The sequence below is a fragment of the Saccharopolyspora sp. NPDC049426 genome (assembly GCF_040676935.1).
Taxonomy (GTDB): Bacteria; Actinomycetota; Actinomycetes; order Mycobacteriales; family Pseudonocardiaceae; genus Saccharopolyspora.
In genome coordinates this window covers 23,473-37,325 of the sequence record NZ_JBFAPZ010000015.1, presented here as the reverse complement: position 1 = coordinate 37,325, position 13,853 = coordinate 23,473, and the positions used below count along the sequence as shown (strand labels likewise).

At 69.7% G+C, this 13,853-nt stretch carries 12 protein-coding genes and 1 riboswitch; of the genes, 8 read left to right on the top strand and 4 right to left on the bottom strand.

Annotated features, from left to right (window positions below; genetic code table 11):
• Positions 1-89: 89 nt before the first annotated feature.
• Entirely contained in the window at positions 90-482 is a 393-nt protein-coding gene (locus AB0J78_RS27570) for a DUF202 domain-containing protein (RefSeq protein WP_363793946.1), read from the top strand.
• Between the two features lies 1 nt (position 483).
• Positions 484-810 carry a DUF202 domain-containing protein gene (locus AB0J78_RS27565; RefSeq protein WP_363793944.1) on the top strand — a complete coding sequence of 109 codons (327 nt, stop codon included), beginning with the start codon at positions 484-486 and terminating at the stop codon, positions 808-810.
• Here AB0J78_RS27565 and AB0J78_RS27560 read toward each other — a convergent pair.
• From AB0J78_RS27560 to gcvH, 4 genes are all read right to left on the bottom strand, one after another.
• Positions 807-1,223, bottom strand: a complete 417-nt coding sequence (locus AB0J78_RS27560) for an organic hydroperoxide resistance protein (RefSeq protein ID WP_363793942.1) — start codon at positions 1,221-1,223, stop codon at positions 807-809. The genes AB0J78_RS27565 and AB0J78_RS27560 overlap by 4 nt on opposite strands.
• The gene (locus AB0J78_RS27555) at positions 1,220-1,687 is read right to left on the bottom strand and encodes a MarR family transcriptional regulator (protein ID WP_363793940.1); all 468 of its coding nucleotides are present in this window, start codon (positions 1,685-1,687) and stop codon (positions 1,220-1,222) included. The genes AB0J78_RS27560 and AB0J78_RS27555 overlap by 4 nt, the downstream gene beginning before the upstream one ends.
• 155 nt (positions 1,688-1,842) lie before the next feature.
• Positions 1,843-3,198: an L-serine ammonia-lyase gene (locus AB0J78_RS27550; protein WP_363793938.1), complete on the bottom strand. Its 1,356-nt coding sequence runs from the start codon at positions 3,196-3,198 to the stop codon at positions 1,843-1,845.
• A gap of 31 nt (positions 3,199-3,229) precedes the next feature.
• Positions 3,230-3,601, bottom strand: a complete 372-nt coding sequence (gene gcvH / locus AB0J78_RS27545) for a glycine cleavage system protein GcvH (RefSeq protein WP_363793936.1) — start codon at positions 3,599-3,601, stop codon at positions 3,230-3,232.
• A 149-nt stretch (positions 3,602-3,750) separates the two neighbouring features.
• A riboswitch (glycine riboswitch) is annotated at positions 3,751-3,846 on the bottom strand.
• 110 nt (positions 3,847-3,956) lie between these two features.
• On the opposite strand from gcvH, the gene AB0J78_RS27540 reads away from it, so the two are divergent.
• The 6 genes from AB0J78_RS27540 (at position 3,957) to AB0J78_RS27515 (ending at position 13,705) form a co-directional block, all read left to right on the top strand.
• On the top strand, positions 3,957-5,510 hold the full coding sequence (locus AB0J78_RS27540) for a helix-turn-helix domain-containing protein (protein WP_363793934.1): 1,554 nt from the start codon (positions 3,957-3,959) through the stop codon (positions 5,508-5,510).
• A gap of 181 nt (positions 5,511-5,691) precedes the next feature.
• Complete coding sequence (gene ald / locus AB0J78_RS27535; protein WP_363793932.1) at positions 5,692-6,807, top strand: alanine dehydrogenase; 1,116 nt, start codon at positions 5,692-5,694, stop codon at positions 6,805-6,807.
• Between the two features lie 507 nt (positions 6,808-7,314).
• Complete coding sequence (locus tag AB0J78_RS27530) at positions 7,315-7,830, top strand: hypothetical protein (RefSeq protein ID WP_363793930.1); 516 nt, start codon at positions 7,315-7,317, stop codon at positions 7,828-7,830.
• A 135-nt stretch (positions 7,831-7,965) separates the two neighbouring features.
• Complete coding sequence (locus AB0J78_RS27525) at positions 7,966-8,946, top strand: ABC transporter ATP-binding protein (protein WP_363793928.1); 981 nt, start codon at positions 7,966-7,968, stop codon at positions 8,944-8,946.
• Entirely contained in the window at positions 8,946-9,800 is an 855-nt protein-coding gene (locus AB0J78_RS27520; RefSeq protein WP_363793926.1) for an ABC transporter permease, read from the top strand. Before AB0J78_RS27525 ends, AB0J78_RS27520 begins: the two co-directional genes overlap by 1 nt.
• 137 nt (positions 9,801-9,937) lie before the next feature.
• On the top strand, positions 9,938-13,705 hold the full coding sequence (locus AB0J78_RS27515; protein WP_363793924.1) for an ABC transporter ATP-binding protein: 3,768 nt from the start codon (positions 9,938-9,940) through the stop codon (positions 13,703-13,705).
• The last annotated feature ends 148 nt before the right edge of the window (positions 13,706-13,853 follow it).

Sequence of the window (13,853 nt, the reverse complement as noted above, 5' to 3'; positions counted from 1 at the left end):
CCTGCCATCTCGAGCCGAGCCGTCGCCGGATTCGCGCTTCCCGCAGGGCACCGGCTCGTTGCGCCATTCGGAGGAGATAACGTGAGGCCATGGCGACCGATGGCGAAGGTGAGAGCGCGCGCTGGCCGCGGCGGCTCTACGAGGCGGGCGACGAGCCCGACCCCCGGTTCACGCTCGCCAACGAGCGGACGTTCCTGGCGTGGATCCGCACCGCGTTGGCGCTGATGGCCGGTGGGGTCGGTGTTGAGGCACTCAACGCCGTGTCCGCTGAGCCCAGCGACATCCGCACCGTGCTGGCGGTCGCGTTGCTGCTGGCCGGGGTTCTGTGCAGCGGTACGGCTTTCACCAGGTGGGTGGCCACCGAACGCGCGCTGCGCCGGGGCAAGCCGCTGCCCGCTCCGCGCCTGGCTCCGGTGCTGGGCTACGGCTTGGGTGTGATCGGTGTGGCGGCCTGCGTGCTGCTGTTCGTGACCGGGTTCTGAGGTGGGCGAGCACCAGCCCTGGGATCCGGGGTTGCAGATCGAGCGCACGACCCTCGCCTGGTTGCGCACGGCGTTGGCGTTCACCGTGAGCCTGCTGGTGCTGCTCAAGTTGATCTCGCACCACAGCGCGATGGCCGCGGTCGTGTGCGCGCTGACGACGTTGCCCGTCAGCGGGGTGGTGGCGTGGCTGGTGTGGCGGCGCCACCAGCGCAGCGATCGGCGTCTGCGCGCGAAAGCACCGCTGCCGGGCGGGGCTTTGCCCGCCGCGACAGCGGTGCTGGCGATGCTCGCCGGGGCGACCGGCGCGGTGTACGTACTGTTCGCCTAGGCGACGCGGACTTCGAGGCCGATGTTGCCGCGCACCGCGTTGGAGTACGGGCACACCGCGTCCGCGGCTTCGGCGATCTGCTGAGCCTGTTCCTCGGCAACGCCGGGCAGGTCGACGAGGAGGGAGACGTTGAGGCCGAAGCCTCCGTCACCGTTCTTGCCGATACCGACCTCGGCGGTGACCGAGGAGCCCTCGATGTCGACCTTCTGCTTGCGGGCGACCAGCTGGAGTGCGCTGTGGAAGCAGGCGGAGTAGCCGGCCGCGAACAGCTGCTCGGGGTTGGTGGCCCCGCCGGGGCCGCCCATCTCCTTGGGGATGGCCAGCTCGAGGTCGACCAAGCCGTCCGAGGTGCGCGTGCGTCCGCTGCGACCTTCGCCGGTCGCGGTGGCCTCCGCCGTGTAGAGAACTGTCATGCCTTCGTCTCCCGATTCTCGGTGACCCGGCGTGCCGCGTCGTTCAACGTGGTCGTCAGGTTTTCCAACGTGGACCGCAGCTGCTCGACCTCGCCGAGGTCCATCCCGGTCGCGGAGACCATCCGCTGCGGGATGTCGCGCGCCTGCTGCCGCAACGCGCGCCCCTCGTCGGTGACCTCGACGCGAACGGACCGCTCATCGGTCTCGCTGCGCGTGCGGACGAGCAGCCCACGGGTCTGGAGTCGTTTCAGCAGCGGCGACAACGTTCCCGAATCGAGCCGGAGGAGGCTTCCCAGTTCCTTGACCGTCAGCGACTCGCGCTCCCACAGCACCAGCATCACGAGGTACTGCGGGTAGGTCAGGCCGACCTCGTCGAGGAACGGCCGGTAGAGGTTGGTGAAGGCCCGCGACGCGCTGTGCAGCGCGAAGCAGAGCAGCCGGTCCAGCGTCGATTCCGTCGTCACGAGACAAACCGTAGCGCACAATTAAGTTGTGCACAACTAAATGGTGCGCACGCGTCCCGTCATTGATCGCATGAGATTTCGATGTCGCAGGTCAGCGCAGCAGAGCGGCCCGAGGTGATGACAGGAAGGTTCCCATCCTCACCTCGGGCCGCCGCTCAGCACTCGATGACGTTGACGGCCAATCCGCCGCGTGCGGTCTCCTTGTACTTGACCTTCATGTCGCGTCCGGTCTCCCGCATCGTCTTCATGACCTTGTCGAGGGACACGAAGTGCGTTCCGTCGCCGCGCAACGCCATCCGGGCAGCGGTGATCGCCTTGACCGAGGCCACCGCGTTGCGCTCGATACACGGGATCTGCACCAGACCGCCGATCGGATCGCAGGTGAGCCCCAGGTTGTGCTCCATCGCGATCTCCGCGGCGTTCTCCACCTGGCTCGGCGTGCCACCGAGCACTTCGGCCAAACCTGCTGCGGCCATCGAGCACGCCGAACCGACTTCACCCTGACAGCCGACCTCCGCACCCGAGATCGACGCGTTCTCCTTGAACAGCACCCCGATGGCCCCGGCCGTGAGCAGGAAGCGCACCACGCCGTCTTCGTCGGCACCCGGCACGAACCGCGCGTAGTAGTGCAGCACCGCGGGCACGATGCCCGCCGCGCCGTTGGTCGGCGCGGTCACCACGCGCCCGCCCGCGGCGTTCTCCTCGTTGACCGCCAGCGCGAACAGGGTGACCCACTCCAGCGGATCGTCCTGAGCGGTCAGCTTCGCGGCCAACTCGGCCGCGCGCCTGCGCACCTTCAAGCCGCCGGGCAGCTCACCGGTGTTGCGGCAACCGTTGTCGACGCATTCCCGCATCACCCGCCAGATGTCCAGCAGCCCCGCCCGCACCGCGGGTTCCTCCCGCCAGGACAGCTCGTTGGCGAGCATCACCCCGCTGATCGGCAGACCCGACTCGGCGCTTTGGATCAGCAGATCGGCGCCCGTGCTGAAGGGCATGGGAACCGCTGTGTCATCCGCTTTGATCCGATCGGCGCCGGCCGCGTCCTCATCGACGACGAAGCCGCCGCCCACCGAGTAGTAGACCGCCGACTCCAGCTCGCTCCCGTCGTTGCCGAGGGCGGTGAAGCGCATGCCGTTGGGATGGTCCGGTAGCGATTTGCGCCGGTGCAGCACCAGGTCTCGCGCACTGGTGAACGACAGCACGTGATCACCGCCGAGCCGCAGCAGCCCGCTCTCGTCGATCTCGTCGACGCGCTGCGCGCCGGCCACCGGATCCACCGACTCCGGGCGATGCCCTTCCAGCCCGAGCAGGACCGCGTTCGGACTGCCGTGACCGCGACCGGTCGCGCCAAGGGAACCGAACAACTCCGCATTGACCCTGTTGACCTTGGAGATGGTCCCGTTCGCCCGCAGCTTCGCGGTGAACCGCTGCGCTGCGCGCATGGGCCCCACCGTGTGCGAACTGGACGGGCCGATCCCCACCGAGAACAGGTCGAAGACACTGATCGTCATTGATCGCCTCGCCTCGTTCCGGGCTCCGCGGCTACTCGTTGATCAATTCGGAGTACTGCTCTGCGGTGAGGGTCGCGCCCGTCTCGGTGACGCGCACCTCGATCAGCCAGCCCTCGCCGTAGGGGTCGGAGTTGACCACGGCCGGGTCGTCCACAACGGACTCGTTGATGGCCACGACCTCGCCGGTGACGGGCGCGAACAGGTCGCTGACGGACTTGGTGGACTCCAGCTCACCACACGCCTGGCCGGACTCGATCTGGTCACCGACCTCGGGGAGCTGGACGAAGACGATGTCACCCAGGGCGCTGGCGGCGTGCTCGGTGATGCCGATGCGCGCGACCTCGCCGCGGTCGTCGATCCACTCGTGCTCTTCGGTGTAGGACAGGTTCGTGGGCAGCGTCATGAGGGAGGCTCCATAGCTGTTTCGAAGGGACGTCGGTCCCCGGTTTCGGCTGGGCCTCCCCCTCTGTTGCGGAACCTGAGAGCTTCGCCGCGCGAGCGGCTTGCACCGTGGGTGGCCCGTCGGTGACGACGGACGCTTTCCAGAGTTGCCTCGCCCGAGCGGTCATGGGTGCCTGAGAGTTTGCTGGGGAGTGTTGCTCCTTCGGCGCCCTGCACTGATGGCAGGGTCTCTCCCGCACGGGGTCGATGGCCGGTATGCGATTGTCGGCTTGCTCAGCAACGATAAACGGGCCAGCGAGACTGTCAATGCACATGTGATCTCCGCCGGCACGCCCTTGGTCGAGGAGGACCCTTCGATGCTCGACATCCGGGCACTGGTCGAGAGGGTGGGCCCGGCCCTGCTGCGCACCGTGATCAGCCCGGAGCCCAACACCGTCGCCGGTGACGTGGTGATCGCCGAACCGGATCAGCCCACGACGGCGACCGGCGGCGACCTGGTGCTGGGTGTGGGGATCAGCGACGTCGAGCAGGCGGTGCGGCTGGTGCGCGACTGCGGCGAGCAGGGCGCGGCCGCGGTGCTGCTCAAGCCACCGGTGTCGGCCGAGGCCGCTGTCGTGGAAGCCGTGCGCGGCGCCGACGTGGCACTGGTGGAGGTGCGTCCCGGCACCGCGTGGGCGCAGCTGGTGTGGCTGATCCGCGCGGCCTTGGCGGGCGGGATCAGGCAGGCGGAGGAGAGCGGTATCGGTGTCGCGGACCTGTTCAGGCTCGCCGATGCGGTCGCCGACGTCGTGGACGCGCCGGTGACCATCGAAGACGCCCATTCGCAGGTTCTGGCGTACTCGGCCAGGCAGGACCTGACCGACCCGGCGCGGGTCTCCACGATCATGGGTCGCAAACAACCGGACGACGTGCTCGCGAAGTTCCGCGCACGCGGCACGTTCCGGCAGCTCATCAAGGGCAGTTCGGCGATCTTCGTGCCCGCTCAGCAGGACGGGACGCTGCCGCGTCTGGTGATGCCGATCAGGATGGGCGGCGAGCTGCTGGGCTCGATGTGGGCGGTGGTGCCCGGCCCCGTCTCGGAGGAGCGCGCGACCGCCTTCGCCGACACCGCACCGCTGGTGGCGTTGCAGTTGTTGCGCTGGCGCGCGGTCGCCGACGTGCAGCGGCGGAGGACGGCCGAGCAGGTGCGGCTGCTGCTCGACGGCAGTGACGGCTGGCGGGCGGCGGCCAGCGAACTGGCGGTGCCCAACGAGGAGCACCGCGTGATCGCGATCGAGATGCCCGCCTCCGACGGGCCGGCCGAGGGCCAGCGGCTGGCGATGTGGGAGTGGATCACGCGGGGCATCGGACGACGGCCGCTGGTCACCGAGATCGGCACCGTGCTCTACGCGCTGGTGCCCGACCGGGCTCGTGGCGGCGGCTGGCCGGAGCTGCGACAGGCGCTGCTGTCGCACGACCTGTCCCCTCGTCCGCTCGTCGCGGTGGGAACTTCCGTGGCGGTCACCGACATCCCGGGCTCCCGAGCCCAGGCCGATGAGCTGATCGGGATGCTGCGCACGGGGTTGGTGCGGCAACCCGTCGCGGTCTACGAGGACCTGTGGCACCTGCTGGTCCTCAGCCGGATGGCCGGCGCGGCCACCGACGCCGGTGTTGCCGCGCTGGGCCCCTTGGGGGTGCTGCGGGAGCACGATCGCGGGCAGGGCACCGAATACCAGGCCACCCTGCACGCGTGGCTGCGGCATCCGGGAGACCCCCGGCAGGCGAGCCGTGAACTCCGGGTACACCCCAACACCTTCCGGTACCGGATGAAGCGGATCGGCCAGCTGGTGGAGGTCGATCTCGACGACGCGGACGTCCGGTCCGCGCTGCTGGTGCAGCTGCTGGCCGAGCGCTGGGCGCAGCACGGCTGAGCCGGGGACGGCGGGCGCGGCGATCACGAGCACGGGAACCGATCTGTCACTTCCGCCCTGCCCGCACGCACGGGCGTTGTGCTGGTGGCACAAACACCCCCGCCCAATCTCATGCCGTGGAAATGATGCGCTGCGCGTCACGTCGTCCGATCGTTGTTTCCACACGACGAAAGGACCCACGGTGAAGATCGCAGTGCCTCGCGAGATCAAGAACAACGAGTACCGGGTCGCGATCACCCCAGCCGGTGTGCACGAGTTGACCGCCCGCGGTCACGACGTTTTCGTCGAAGCGGATGCCGGTGCCGGCTCCTCCATTCCCGATGAGGACTACCTCGCCTCCGGCGCGAAGGTGCTGGCCACGGCCGACGACGTGTGGAGCGAAGGCGACCTCGTGCTCAAGGTCAAGGAGCCGATCGCCGAGGAGTACCCGCGGCTGCGCCGGGACCAGGTGCTGTTCACCTACCTGCACCTGGCCGCCTCCGCTGAGCTGACCGACGCGATGCTGGCCTCGGGCATCACCGGCATCGCCTACGAGACCGTGCAGACCGGGGACGGCGGGCTGCCGCTGCTGGCGCCGATGAGCGAGGTCGCCGGGCGGTTGGCGCCGCTGGTGGGGGCACATTCGCTCATGCGGCCCAGCGGTGGTCGGGGTGTGCTGCCCGGCGGAGTTCCCGGGGTTCACCCGGCGCGGGTCGTGGTGATCGGCGGCGGTGTCGCCGGCCTCAACGCGGCGCGGGTGGCCTTGGGCATGGGTGCCGAGGTGGAACTGCTGGACACCAACGTCGACAAGCTGCGCGAGATCGACCGCGACTTCCACGGCCAGATCCGCACGGTCGCGTCCAACCGCTACACGGTCGAGCAGTCGGTTCGGGCTGCCGACCTGGTGATCGGCGCGGTGCTGATCGCGGGCGCGAAGGCCCCCAAACTGGTGTCCAACCACATGGTCTCGGAGATGAAGGCCGGCAGCGTGCTGGTCGACATCGCCATCGACCAGGGCGGTTGCTTCGCCGACTCCCGGCCGACCACGCACGACGCCCCGACCTACCGGGTGCACGACTCGGTCTTCTACTGCGTGGCGAACATGCCGGGCGCGGTGCCCAACACCTCCACGCACGCGCTGACCAACGTGACGCTCCCCTACGTGCTGCGCATCGCCGACGCCGGTTGGCAGCAGGCGTGCCGCGCGGATGCCGCGCTGGCCGGCGGCCTCAACACGCACGCCGGCGACCTGGTCAACCAGGCCGTCGCCGAGGCCCACGGCCGCACCGCGGTGGCGCTGAGCAGCGTCCTGGACTGACGTCTCCCGGTGTCTGGGAGCGGACGGGCTGCGCGGAAGGTTCCCTTCCTCATGGCCCGTCCGCTCCGCTGTGACAGGAAGGTTCCCCTGCTCACATCGACAGCGACGGCCCACTCGGGAATTTGCACCGAGTTCTAATTCGAATTCGTTGGCCGGTAACCGAGTTGGCGAATGCGGTGCAATTCGCCGCTTCCAGGAATCGGATTCGCCGCGAAAAGGCAAATAGGGGCGGCCCGCTCAACCAGCCTGGGGGTCACCGGGAGCAGGCCGCCACTCTCAGTGTAGGGGAAGATCGCCGGTTTGCCGACGACGCGAGCGAGCACTTCGCCGCCAATTGCCAGCCGAATCGATAACCACTCGATGGGGTGAGTCTGGTCGGGTGCCCGTGCAGGCGTGAACCCACGATGCCGATGTCACCCATCGGAGTAACGACGGGTGACTGATCACCCGTTGCTCTCCAGCGGAAACTCCGACGCAGGAAAACGCGCTGACGGGTGGGAGATAAACGTGACGGACACGGCACTGCGCAAGGCGGTTCTCGACCGGCTCGACGCCCTGGACCGAGTGATGGGCGAAGACGCCCACGAAGTGCTGCTACCCATTGCCCGAACCGAGCTGCATCGCTTTACCGGAGCCCTTCGAACCCTGTTAGACGATCACGAGCCGGACTCCGACGGGCGCTGCCCGTCCTGCCGGGGAACGCTGCGCCGCAGACCCTGGCCTTGCAAGGTGTGGCAGGCCGCGCACCACCAGCTGATCACCGAACGTTCCGGATCATCGGAGCGCCGCGCCCGACTGGGCCGCCAAACCCGGTCCCACCTCCCCCGAAATCCCGAACACGCCGTCGCGGTGATCCCCGAGCCGATCGTGTCCGCCACCGGCCCCGGGCCGTCCGACTGGGACACCGACGAGTTCATCCGCCCCGACCTCACGACCGGGCCGACGACCCCACCGCCGCTGGCCGAACGACTGGAAACCGACCACAGCCGGATCTACCGCGCAGCGGTGGTCGAACGGGCCTGACCTGCTGCACGCCCCCGCGTCCGGCATCCGCGACCCGCGGCGGCCACGACACCTCACCTTCACGGCCCGACCTGTCCGGCAGGATGGAGCCATCAGGGGTGACACACTGACGGGTGACCGGACGTGGGAGGGCGTGTGCACGACGGCAGCGGTCGCATCGACGTGCAAGGGCTGAACAAGAGATTCGGCCCCGTGCACGCGGTGCAAGACCTCAGCTTCACGGTGCAGCGCGGCGCGGTCACCGGCTTCCTGGGCCCCAACGGAGCGGGCAAGACCACCGCACTGCGCATGATCCTCGGCCTGGTCACGCCCACGTCGGGCACCGCGACCATCAACGGACTGCCGTTCAACCGGCTGCCGAACCCGGGTGGGGTCGTCGGCGCCGTGCTCGACGCGCACGGATTCCACCCGAGCCGCACCGCGCGCCACCACCTCCGCTGCTACGCGGCCGCCATGAACATCCCCGACGGGCAGGTCGACAGGGCGCTGGAGCTGGTCGGGCTCGCCGCCGCCGGGGACCGCAAGACCGGCGGGTTCTCGCTGGGCATGCGGCAGCGCCTGGCACTGGCCACCGCGCTGCTCGGCGACCCGCAGATCTTGATCCTCGACGAACCCGCGAACGGACTGGACCCCGAGGGCATCGCGTGGCTGCGGGGCTTCCTGCAGGCCTTCGCCGCCGGGGGCCGGACCGTGCTGATGTCCAGCCACTTCCTGCGCGAGATCGAGCACACCGTGGACCGGTTGGTGATCATCAGCCAGGGCCGGTGCGTCTACGACGGGCACATCGAAGAACTCCGCGCCGCTCAGCAGTCACGCGCCCTGGTGCAGGCCGACTCCCCCGAGGTGCTGGTCTCCGAGCTCCAGGCAGCCGGTTACGGGGTCGAATACCTCCCGGACGGGCGGCTGGCCGTCCTCGGGGCCGACTCCCGCGCGGTCGCCGACCTGGCGTTGCAGGCCGGGGTCGCGCTCTACGGGATGCAGGACGAGCGCGTCGATCTGGAGCAGTTGTTCTTCCACCTCACCCAGGGGCAGTTCACGGGACTTCCGCAATACGCCCCGCCGACATCGCAGACGTGGGCTGGGCCGGGCCAGCCGGGCAGTGGCGGGAGCGTGTGATGATCGGGCTGATCAAGGCCGAGTACCGGAAGATCTTCACCACCAGCCTGTGGTGGGCGCTGCTGATCCCCGTGGTGGTTCTGGGGTTCGCCGCCGGTTGGCTGGGCACCGCGTTCGGCGGAATCATCGACATGGTCGAGGAGTTCAGCGCGTCGCTCCCGCTGGGTCTGCTGTCGGTGGCGCTGTCGACGAACTTCGGCACGATCTTCGCGCTGCTGTTCGGCGCGATGGCCTTCGCCAGCGAGTTCCGCGCCAAGACCATCACCACTACGTATCTCACCGCGAACCCGCGCAGCTCCGTGCTGTGGGCGAAGTTGATCGCCTGCGCAAGCATCGGAGTGCTCTACGGGCTGGCGAACGTGCTGTTCGCCAGCCTCGGCGCCCTGCTCGGCGCCGGCCACGACATGAGCAACTTCGGCGGGTTCGGCAGCTGGCTCAGCGTCGGCGGAGCGGGCGTGCTGTCGATGCTGCTGTGGACGCTGCTCGGGGTCGGGTTCGGCGCGCTGATCGCCAACGCCGTGCTGGTGGTCATCCTGCCGCTGGTCTACAAGTTCGTGGTCGAGTTCATCCTGTCGTTCAGCCTGATCGACACCGCCGTGTCCGGAATCGAGCCCTACCTGCCGGGCTCGGCGGGCAACGGAATCGTGTCCAACCTGGCGGTGCCGCTGTTCGTCTCCGCGGTCGCGGGCCCGAACGAACCGAACACACCGCGCACCGCGTTCGAACTCCTGCACCTGTTCTTCGGCGGCAGCTACGGCCACCCGTGGTGGGCCAGTCTGCTGACGTTCCTCGGCTACACCGCGCTGTTCGTGGCCGGTGGCTGGTTCGTGGGCGCGCGGCGCGACGTGGCGTGAGCAAGGGAACCTTTCTGCCACCCCGGGCGCCGCGCCGACCGAAATGGCAGGAAGGTTCCCTTCCTCACCCGTTGGCGCCGGTCACACCGCAGGATCGGCGGTGCTGCGCCGTCGGTGCCGAGGCCTAACCTGGCGGGGTGAGCGACTCCGAGAATCCCCGCCGTTCCTCCGGCGGCTGGATCCGTCGCCTCTTCGCCGCTTGTCGGCGCCACCCGGTCGCACTGGTGTTGGCGATGGGCGCCTCCGTGACCGCGGTGGGGTTGGAGGCGCTGGTCCCGCTGCTGACCAAGCTCGCGGTCGACGACGCCGTGGCGCGCAGCACCGAGCGGCTGTGGTGGATCGTGATCGTGCTGCTGGTGTTGGGCGTGTTCCGGTTCGGCGCCGCCTTCGTCCGCCGCTACAGCGCGGGCCGGCTGGCGCTGGACGTGCAGCACGACCTGCGGCGGGCGGTGTTCGCCGCCATGCAGCGTCTCGACGGGGGCAAGCAGGACGCGCTGCGCACCGGGCAGGTGGTGTCGCGTTCCATCAGCGACCTGCAGCTCGTGCATTCGCTGCTGTCGATGTTGCCGCTGGCGGCCGGCACAGCGGTGCTGGCGGTGTTCGCGATCGCGGCGATGCTGTGGCTGTCGCCGCTGCTGACGGTGGTGGCGCTCATCGTGGCGCCGCTGATCGCCGTGGTCACCGCGCGCAGCAAGAAGAAGCTGTTCCCCGCCACCTGGTCAGCGCAGCAGCGCGCGGCCGACATCGCCCAGCACGTCGAGGAGACCGTCACCGGTGTGCGCGTGGTGAAGGGCTTCGGCCAGGAGAAGCGCGAGATCGGCCGGCTGGAGTCGCGGGCGCGGCGGCTGTTCGCCGAGCGGTTGCGCGCGGCTCGGATGACGTCCCTTCCTGCGGCGAGCCTGGCGACGCTTCCCGCCGCCGGTCAGGTGGGTGTGCTGGGTCTGGGGGGTTGGCTGGTCTTCCAGGGCCAGGTGAGCTTGGGAACCTTCGTCGCATTCGCCGGCTACGTGGCGATGCTGTCCGGACCGGCCCGAATGCTCTCCAGCGTGATGATCCAGGCCCAGTTGGCCAGGGCCGGGGTGGAGCGCATCCACGAGCTCACCGACTCGCAGCCCGAGGTCGAGGAGAAGCCGGACGCCCGCTCACTGCCCGAGGGCCCGCTGGAGGTCCGGCTGGACGAGGTCGGTTTCGGTTACACCCGCGACCAACCGGTGCTCCAGGAGGCGACCTTGCGCGTCAGCCCGGGCGAGACGGTCGCCCTGGTGGGGCCGGCGGGATCGGGCAAGTCAACGGTGTCGCTGCTGCTTCCCCGGTTCTACGACGTCCACTCGGGGCGCATCGCGATCGGCTCCACTGACACCGAGGAGACCTTCGACATCCGCGACCTGCGGCTGGATTCGCTGCGCAGCGCGGTCGGGGTCGTCTTCGAGGAAGCGTTCCTGTTCTCGGACACCATTCGCGGCAACATCGCCTACGGGCGTTCCGACGCGAGCGAGGACGACGTGATCGCCGCCGCCAAGGGCGCGGAGGCCCACGAGTTCATCACCGGCCTGCCCGACGGGTACGACACCGCGGTCGGCGAACGCGGTCTGACCCTGTCCGGGGGCCAGCGGCAGCGCGTGGCGCTGGCGAGGGCGCTGCTGTCCAACCCACGGGTGCTAGTGCTCGACGATGCGACGTCGGCTGTCGATCCGGCGACGGAAGCCGCCATTCACGACACGCTGCGTTCGGTGACCGCGCAGCGCACCACGCTGCTCATCGCGCACCGCCGCTCGACGCTGGCGCTGGCCGACAGGGTCGCCGTGCTCGACGAGGGGCGCGTCGTGGACGTCGGCACCGAGGCTGAGCTGCGGGAGCGGTGTGAGCTGTTCCGCTCGCTGCTGGCGGGGCCGGGGGAAACGATCGACGACCCGCGTGACGAGCACGTCGAGGTCTCCCCCGACGGCATCACCCCGGAGCTGTGGCCGCAGGAGCAGCCGGCCGAGTGGTCGGCCGAAGGTCCCGTGGTGACCTCCGCGGGCCGCCACGGCATGAGCACCGCGTCGGCTCCGCCTACGCCGGAGCTGGTGGAGGGAATCCGCGCTTTGCCGCCGACCCGCGACCTGCCTCGGGTGAGGGGAACCGATCCCACCGCCCCGGACCCGGAGTTCCGGCTGGCGCGGCTGCTCCGGCCGATCCGGTGGGGGCTGCTGCTGACGGTCGCCCTGGTCGCCGGGGACGCGCTGACCTCGGTGCTGCTGCCGTCGCTGGTGCGGCACGGCATCGACAGCGGCGTCGGGACCGCGAACCTCAACGCGTTGTGGCTGGCCACGGGGCTGGCGGGGCTGCTGGTCGCCGGCGGGTGGCTGGTGATCAAGCTGCAGACGGTGATCACCGCTCGCACCGGCGAAACCCTCCTGTACGTGCTGCGGCTGCGCAGCTTCGCGCACCTGCAGCGGCTCGGGCTGGACTTCTACGAGCGGGAGCTGGCCGGGCGGATCATGACCCGCATGACCACCGACGTCGACGCGCTGTCGACGTTCCTGCAGACGGGCCTGGCGACGTTCGTGGTCAGCGTGCTGACGCTGCTGGGCATCGCCGGAGCCCTGCTGATCACCGACCCGTCGCTGGCGTTGGTGGCGATGGCCGTGCTGCCGGTCCTGGTGGTCGCCACGATCGTCTTCCGCAGGGTTTCCTCCACGGCCTACGCCGAAGCCCGGGAACGGGTCAGCACGGTCAACGCCGATCTGCAGGAGAACGTCTCGGGCATGCGGGTGGCCCAGGCGCACCGCCGCGAGGGGCATGCGGCGAAGGTGTTCGCGCAGCGCAGCGACGCCTACCGGCGTTCGCGCCTGCGCGCGCAGCGCTACATCGCCACCTACTTCCCGTTCGTGGCGCTGCTGTCGGAGATCGCGCAGGCGGCGGTGCTGGGGGTCGGCGCTGCCCGGGTCGCTTCGGGTGGGATGACGGCCGGGGTGTTGGTCGCTTTCCTGCTGTACCTGAGCCTGTTCTTCTCGCCCGTGCAGCAGCTGTCCAGCGTCTTCGACGGATACCAGCAGGCCAGGGTGGGATTGCGACGCATCGGCGACCTGCTGCGCACGCCGACGTCGGTGCCTGCCGCCGCCCAGCCGGTGGAGGTGCCCGAGCGGTTCCGCGGGGAGGTGGAGTTGCGAGCGGTGTCGTTCCGCTACCCCGGTACCGAGCAGTACGCGCTGCGGGAGGTGAACCTGCGGGTGCGGCCTGGCGAAACGGTGGCGTTGGTGGGAGCCACGGGCGCGGGCAAGTCGACCTTGATCAAGCTGATCGCCCGGTTCTACGACGTCTCCGAGGGCGCGGTGCTGGTCGATGGGACGGACGTGCGCGGCTACGACCTGGCGGCGTTCCACCAGCGGCTGGCTGTGGTGCCGCAGGAAGGGCACCTGTTCACCGGCGACGTCGCCGACAACATCACCTACGCACGTCCGGACGCCGGCCCGGCGGAGGTGGAGGCGGCTGCTCGCGCGGTGGGAGCCCTTCCGGGGATCTCGATGCTGCCGCACGGCTTCCGCCAGGAGGTCGGTGAGCGCGGCCGGGGGCTGTCGGCCGGTCAACGCCAGCTGGTCGCGCTGGCTCGAGCTCAGCTCGTCGACCCCGACGTGCTGCTGCTGGACGAGGCCACGGCCGCGCTGGATCCGGCGACCGAGTCGATGGTGGTGGCCGCCAGCGATCGGCTCGCCGCGCAGCGCACCACGTTCGTCGTCGCGCACCGGTTGGGCACGGCGGCCCGCGCCGACCGGATCGTGGTGGTCGATGGCGGGCGCATCGTCGAGCAGGGCGGGCACGAGGAGCTGCTGGCTCGTCGCGGGTACTACGCCCGGCTGTGGCGGGCGTCCGACGCCCACGGCGGCACGGTGGACGACACCGCGGAGACGAGCAACATCGCGTGAGGGAGGGGCCCTTCCTCTCATCTCCTCGACCCGGCGGGAACGTTTCTCGCATGTCACCTCGAGGTCGCCGCCTGGTGTGAGGAAGGGAACTTTTCTGTCACGATCGCCACGACCCGTGCCTCCACGTGCACGCAGCGAAGCCGAACGG

What these genes read in the sequence shown, in the direction of transcription:
- AB0J78_RS27570 (WP_363793946.1), top strand. Translation starts at nt 90, where the DNA reads ATGGCGACCGATGGCGAAGGTGAGAGCGCGCGCTGGCCGCGGCGGCTC.
- AB0J78_RS27560 (WP_363793942.1), bottom strand. Translation starts at nt 1,223, where the DNA reads ATGACAGTTCTCTACACGGCGGAGGCCACCGCGACCGGCGAAGGTCGC.
- AB0J78_RS27550 (WP_363793938.1), bottom strand. Translation starts at nt 3,198, where the DNA reads ATGACGATCAGTGTCTTCGACCTGTTCTCGGTGGGGATCGGCCCGTCC.
- gcvH (WP_363793936.1), bottom strand. Translation starts at nt 3,601, where the DNA reads ATGACGCTGCCCACGAACCTGTCCTACACCGAAGAGCACGAGTGGATC.
- AB0J78_RS27540 (WP_363793934.1), top strand. Translation starts at nt 3,957, where the DNA reads ATGCTCGACATCCGGGCACTGGTCGAGAGGGTGGGCCCGGCCCTGCTG.
- AB0J78_RS27520 (WP_363793926.1), top strand. Translation starts at nt 8,946, where the DNA reads ATGATCGGGCTGATCAAGGCCGAGTACCGGAAGATCTTCACCACCAGC.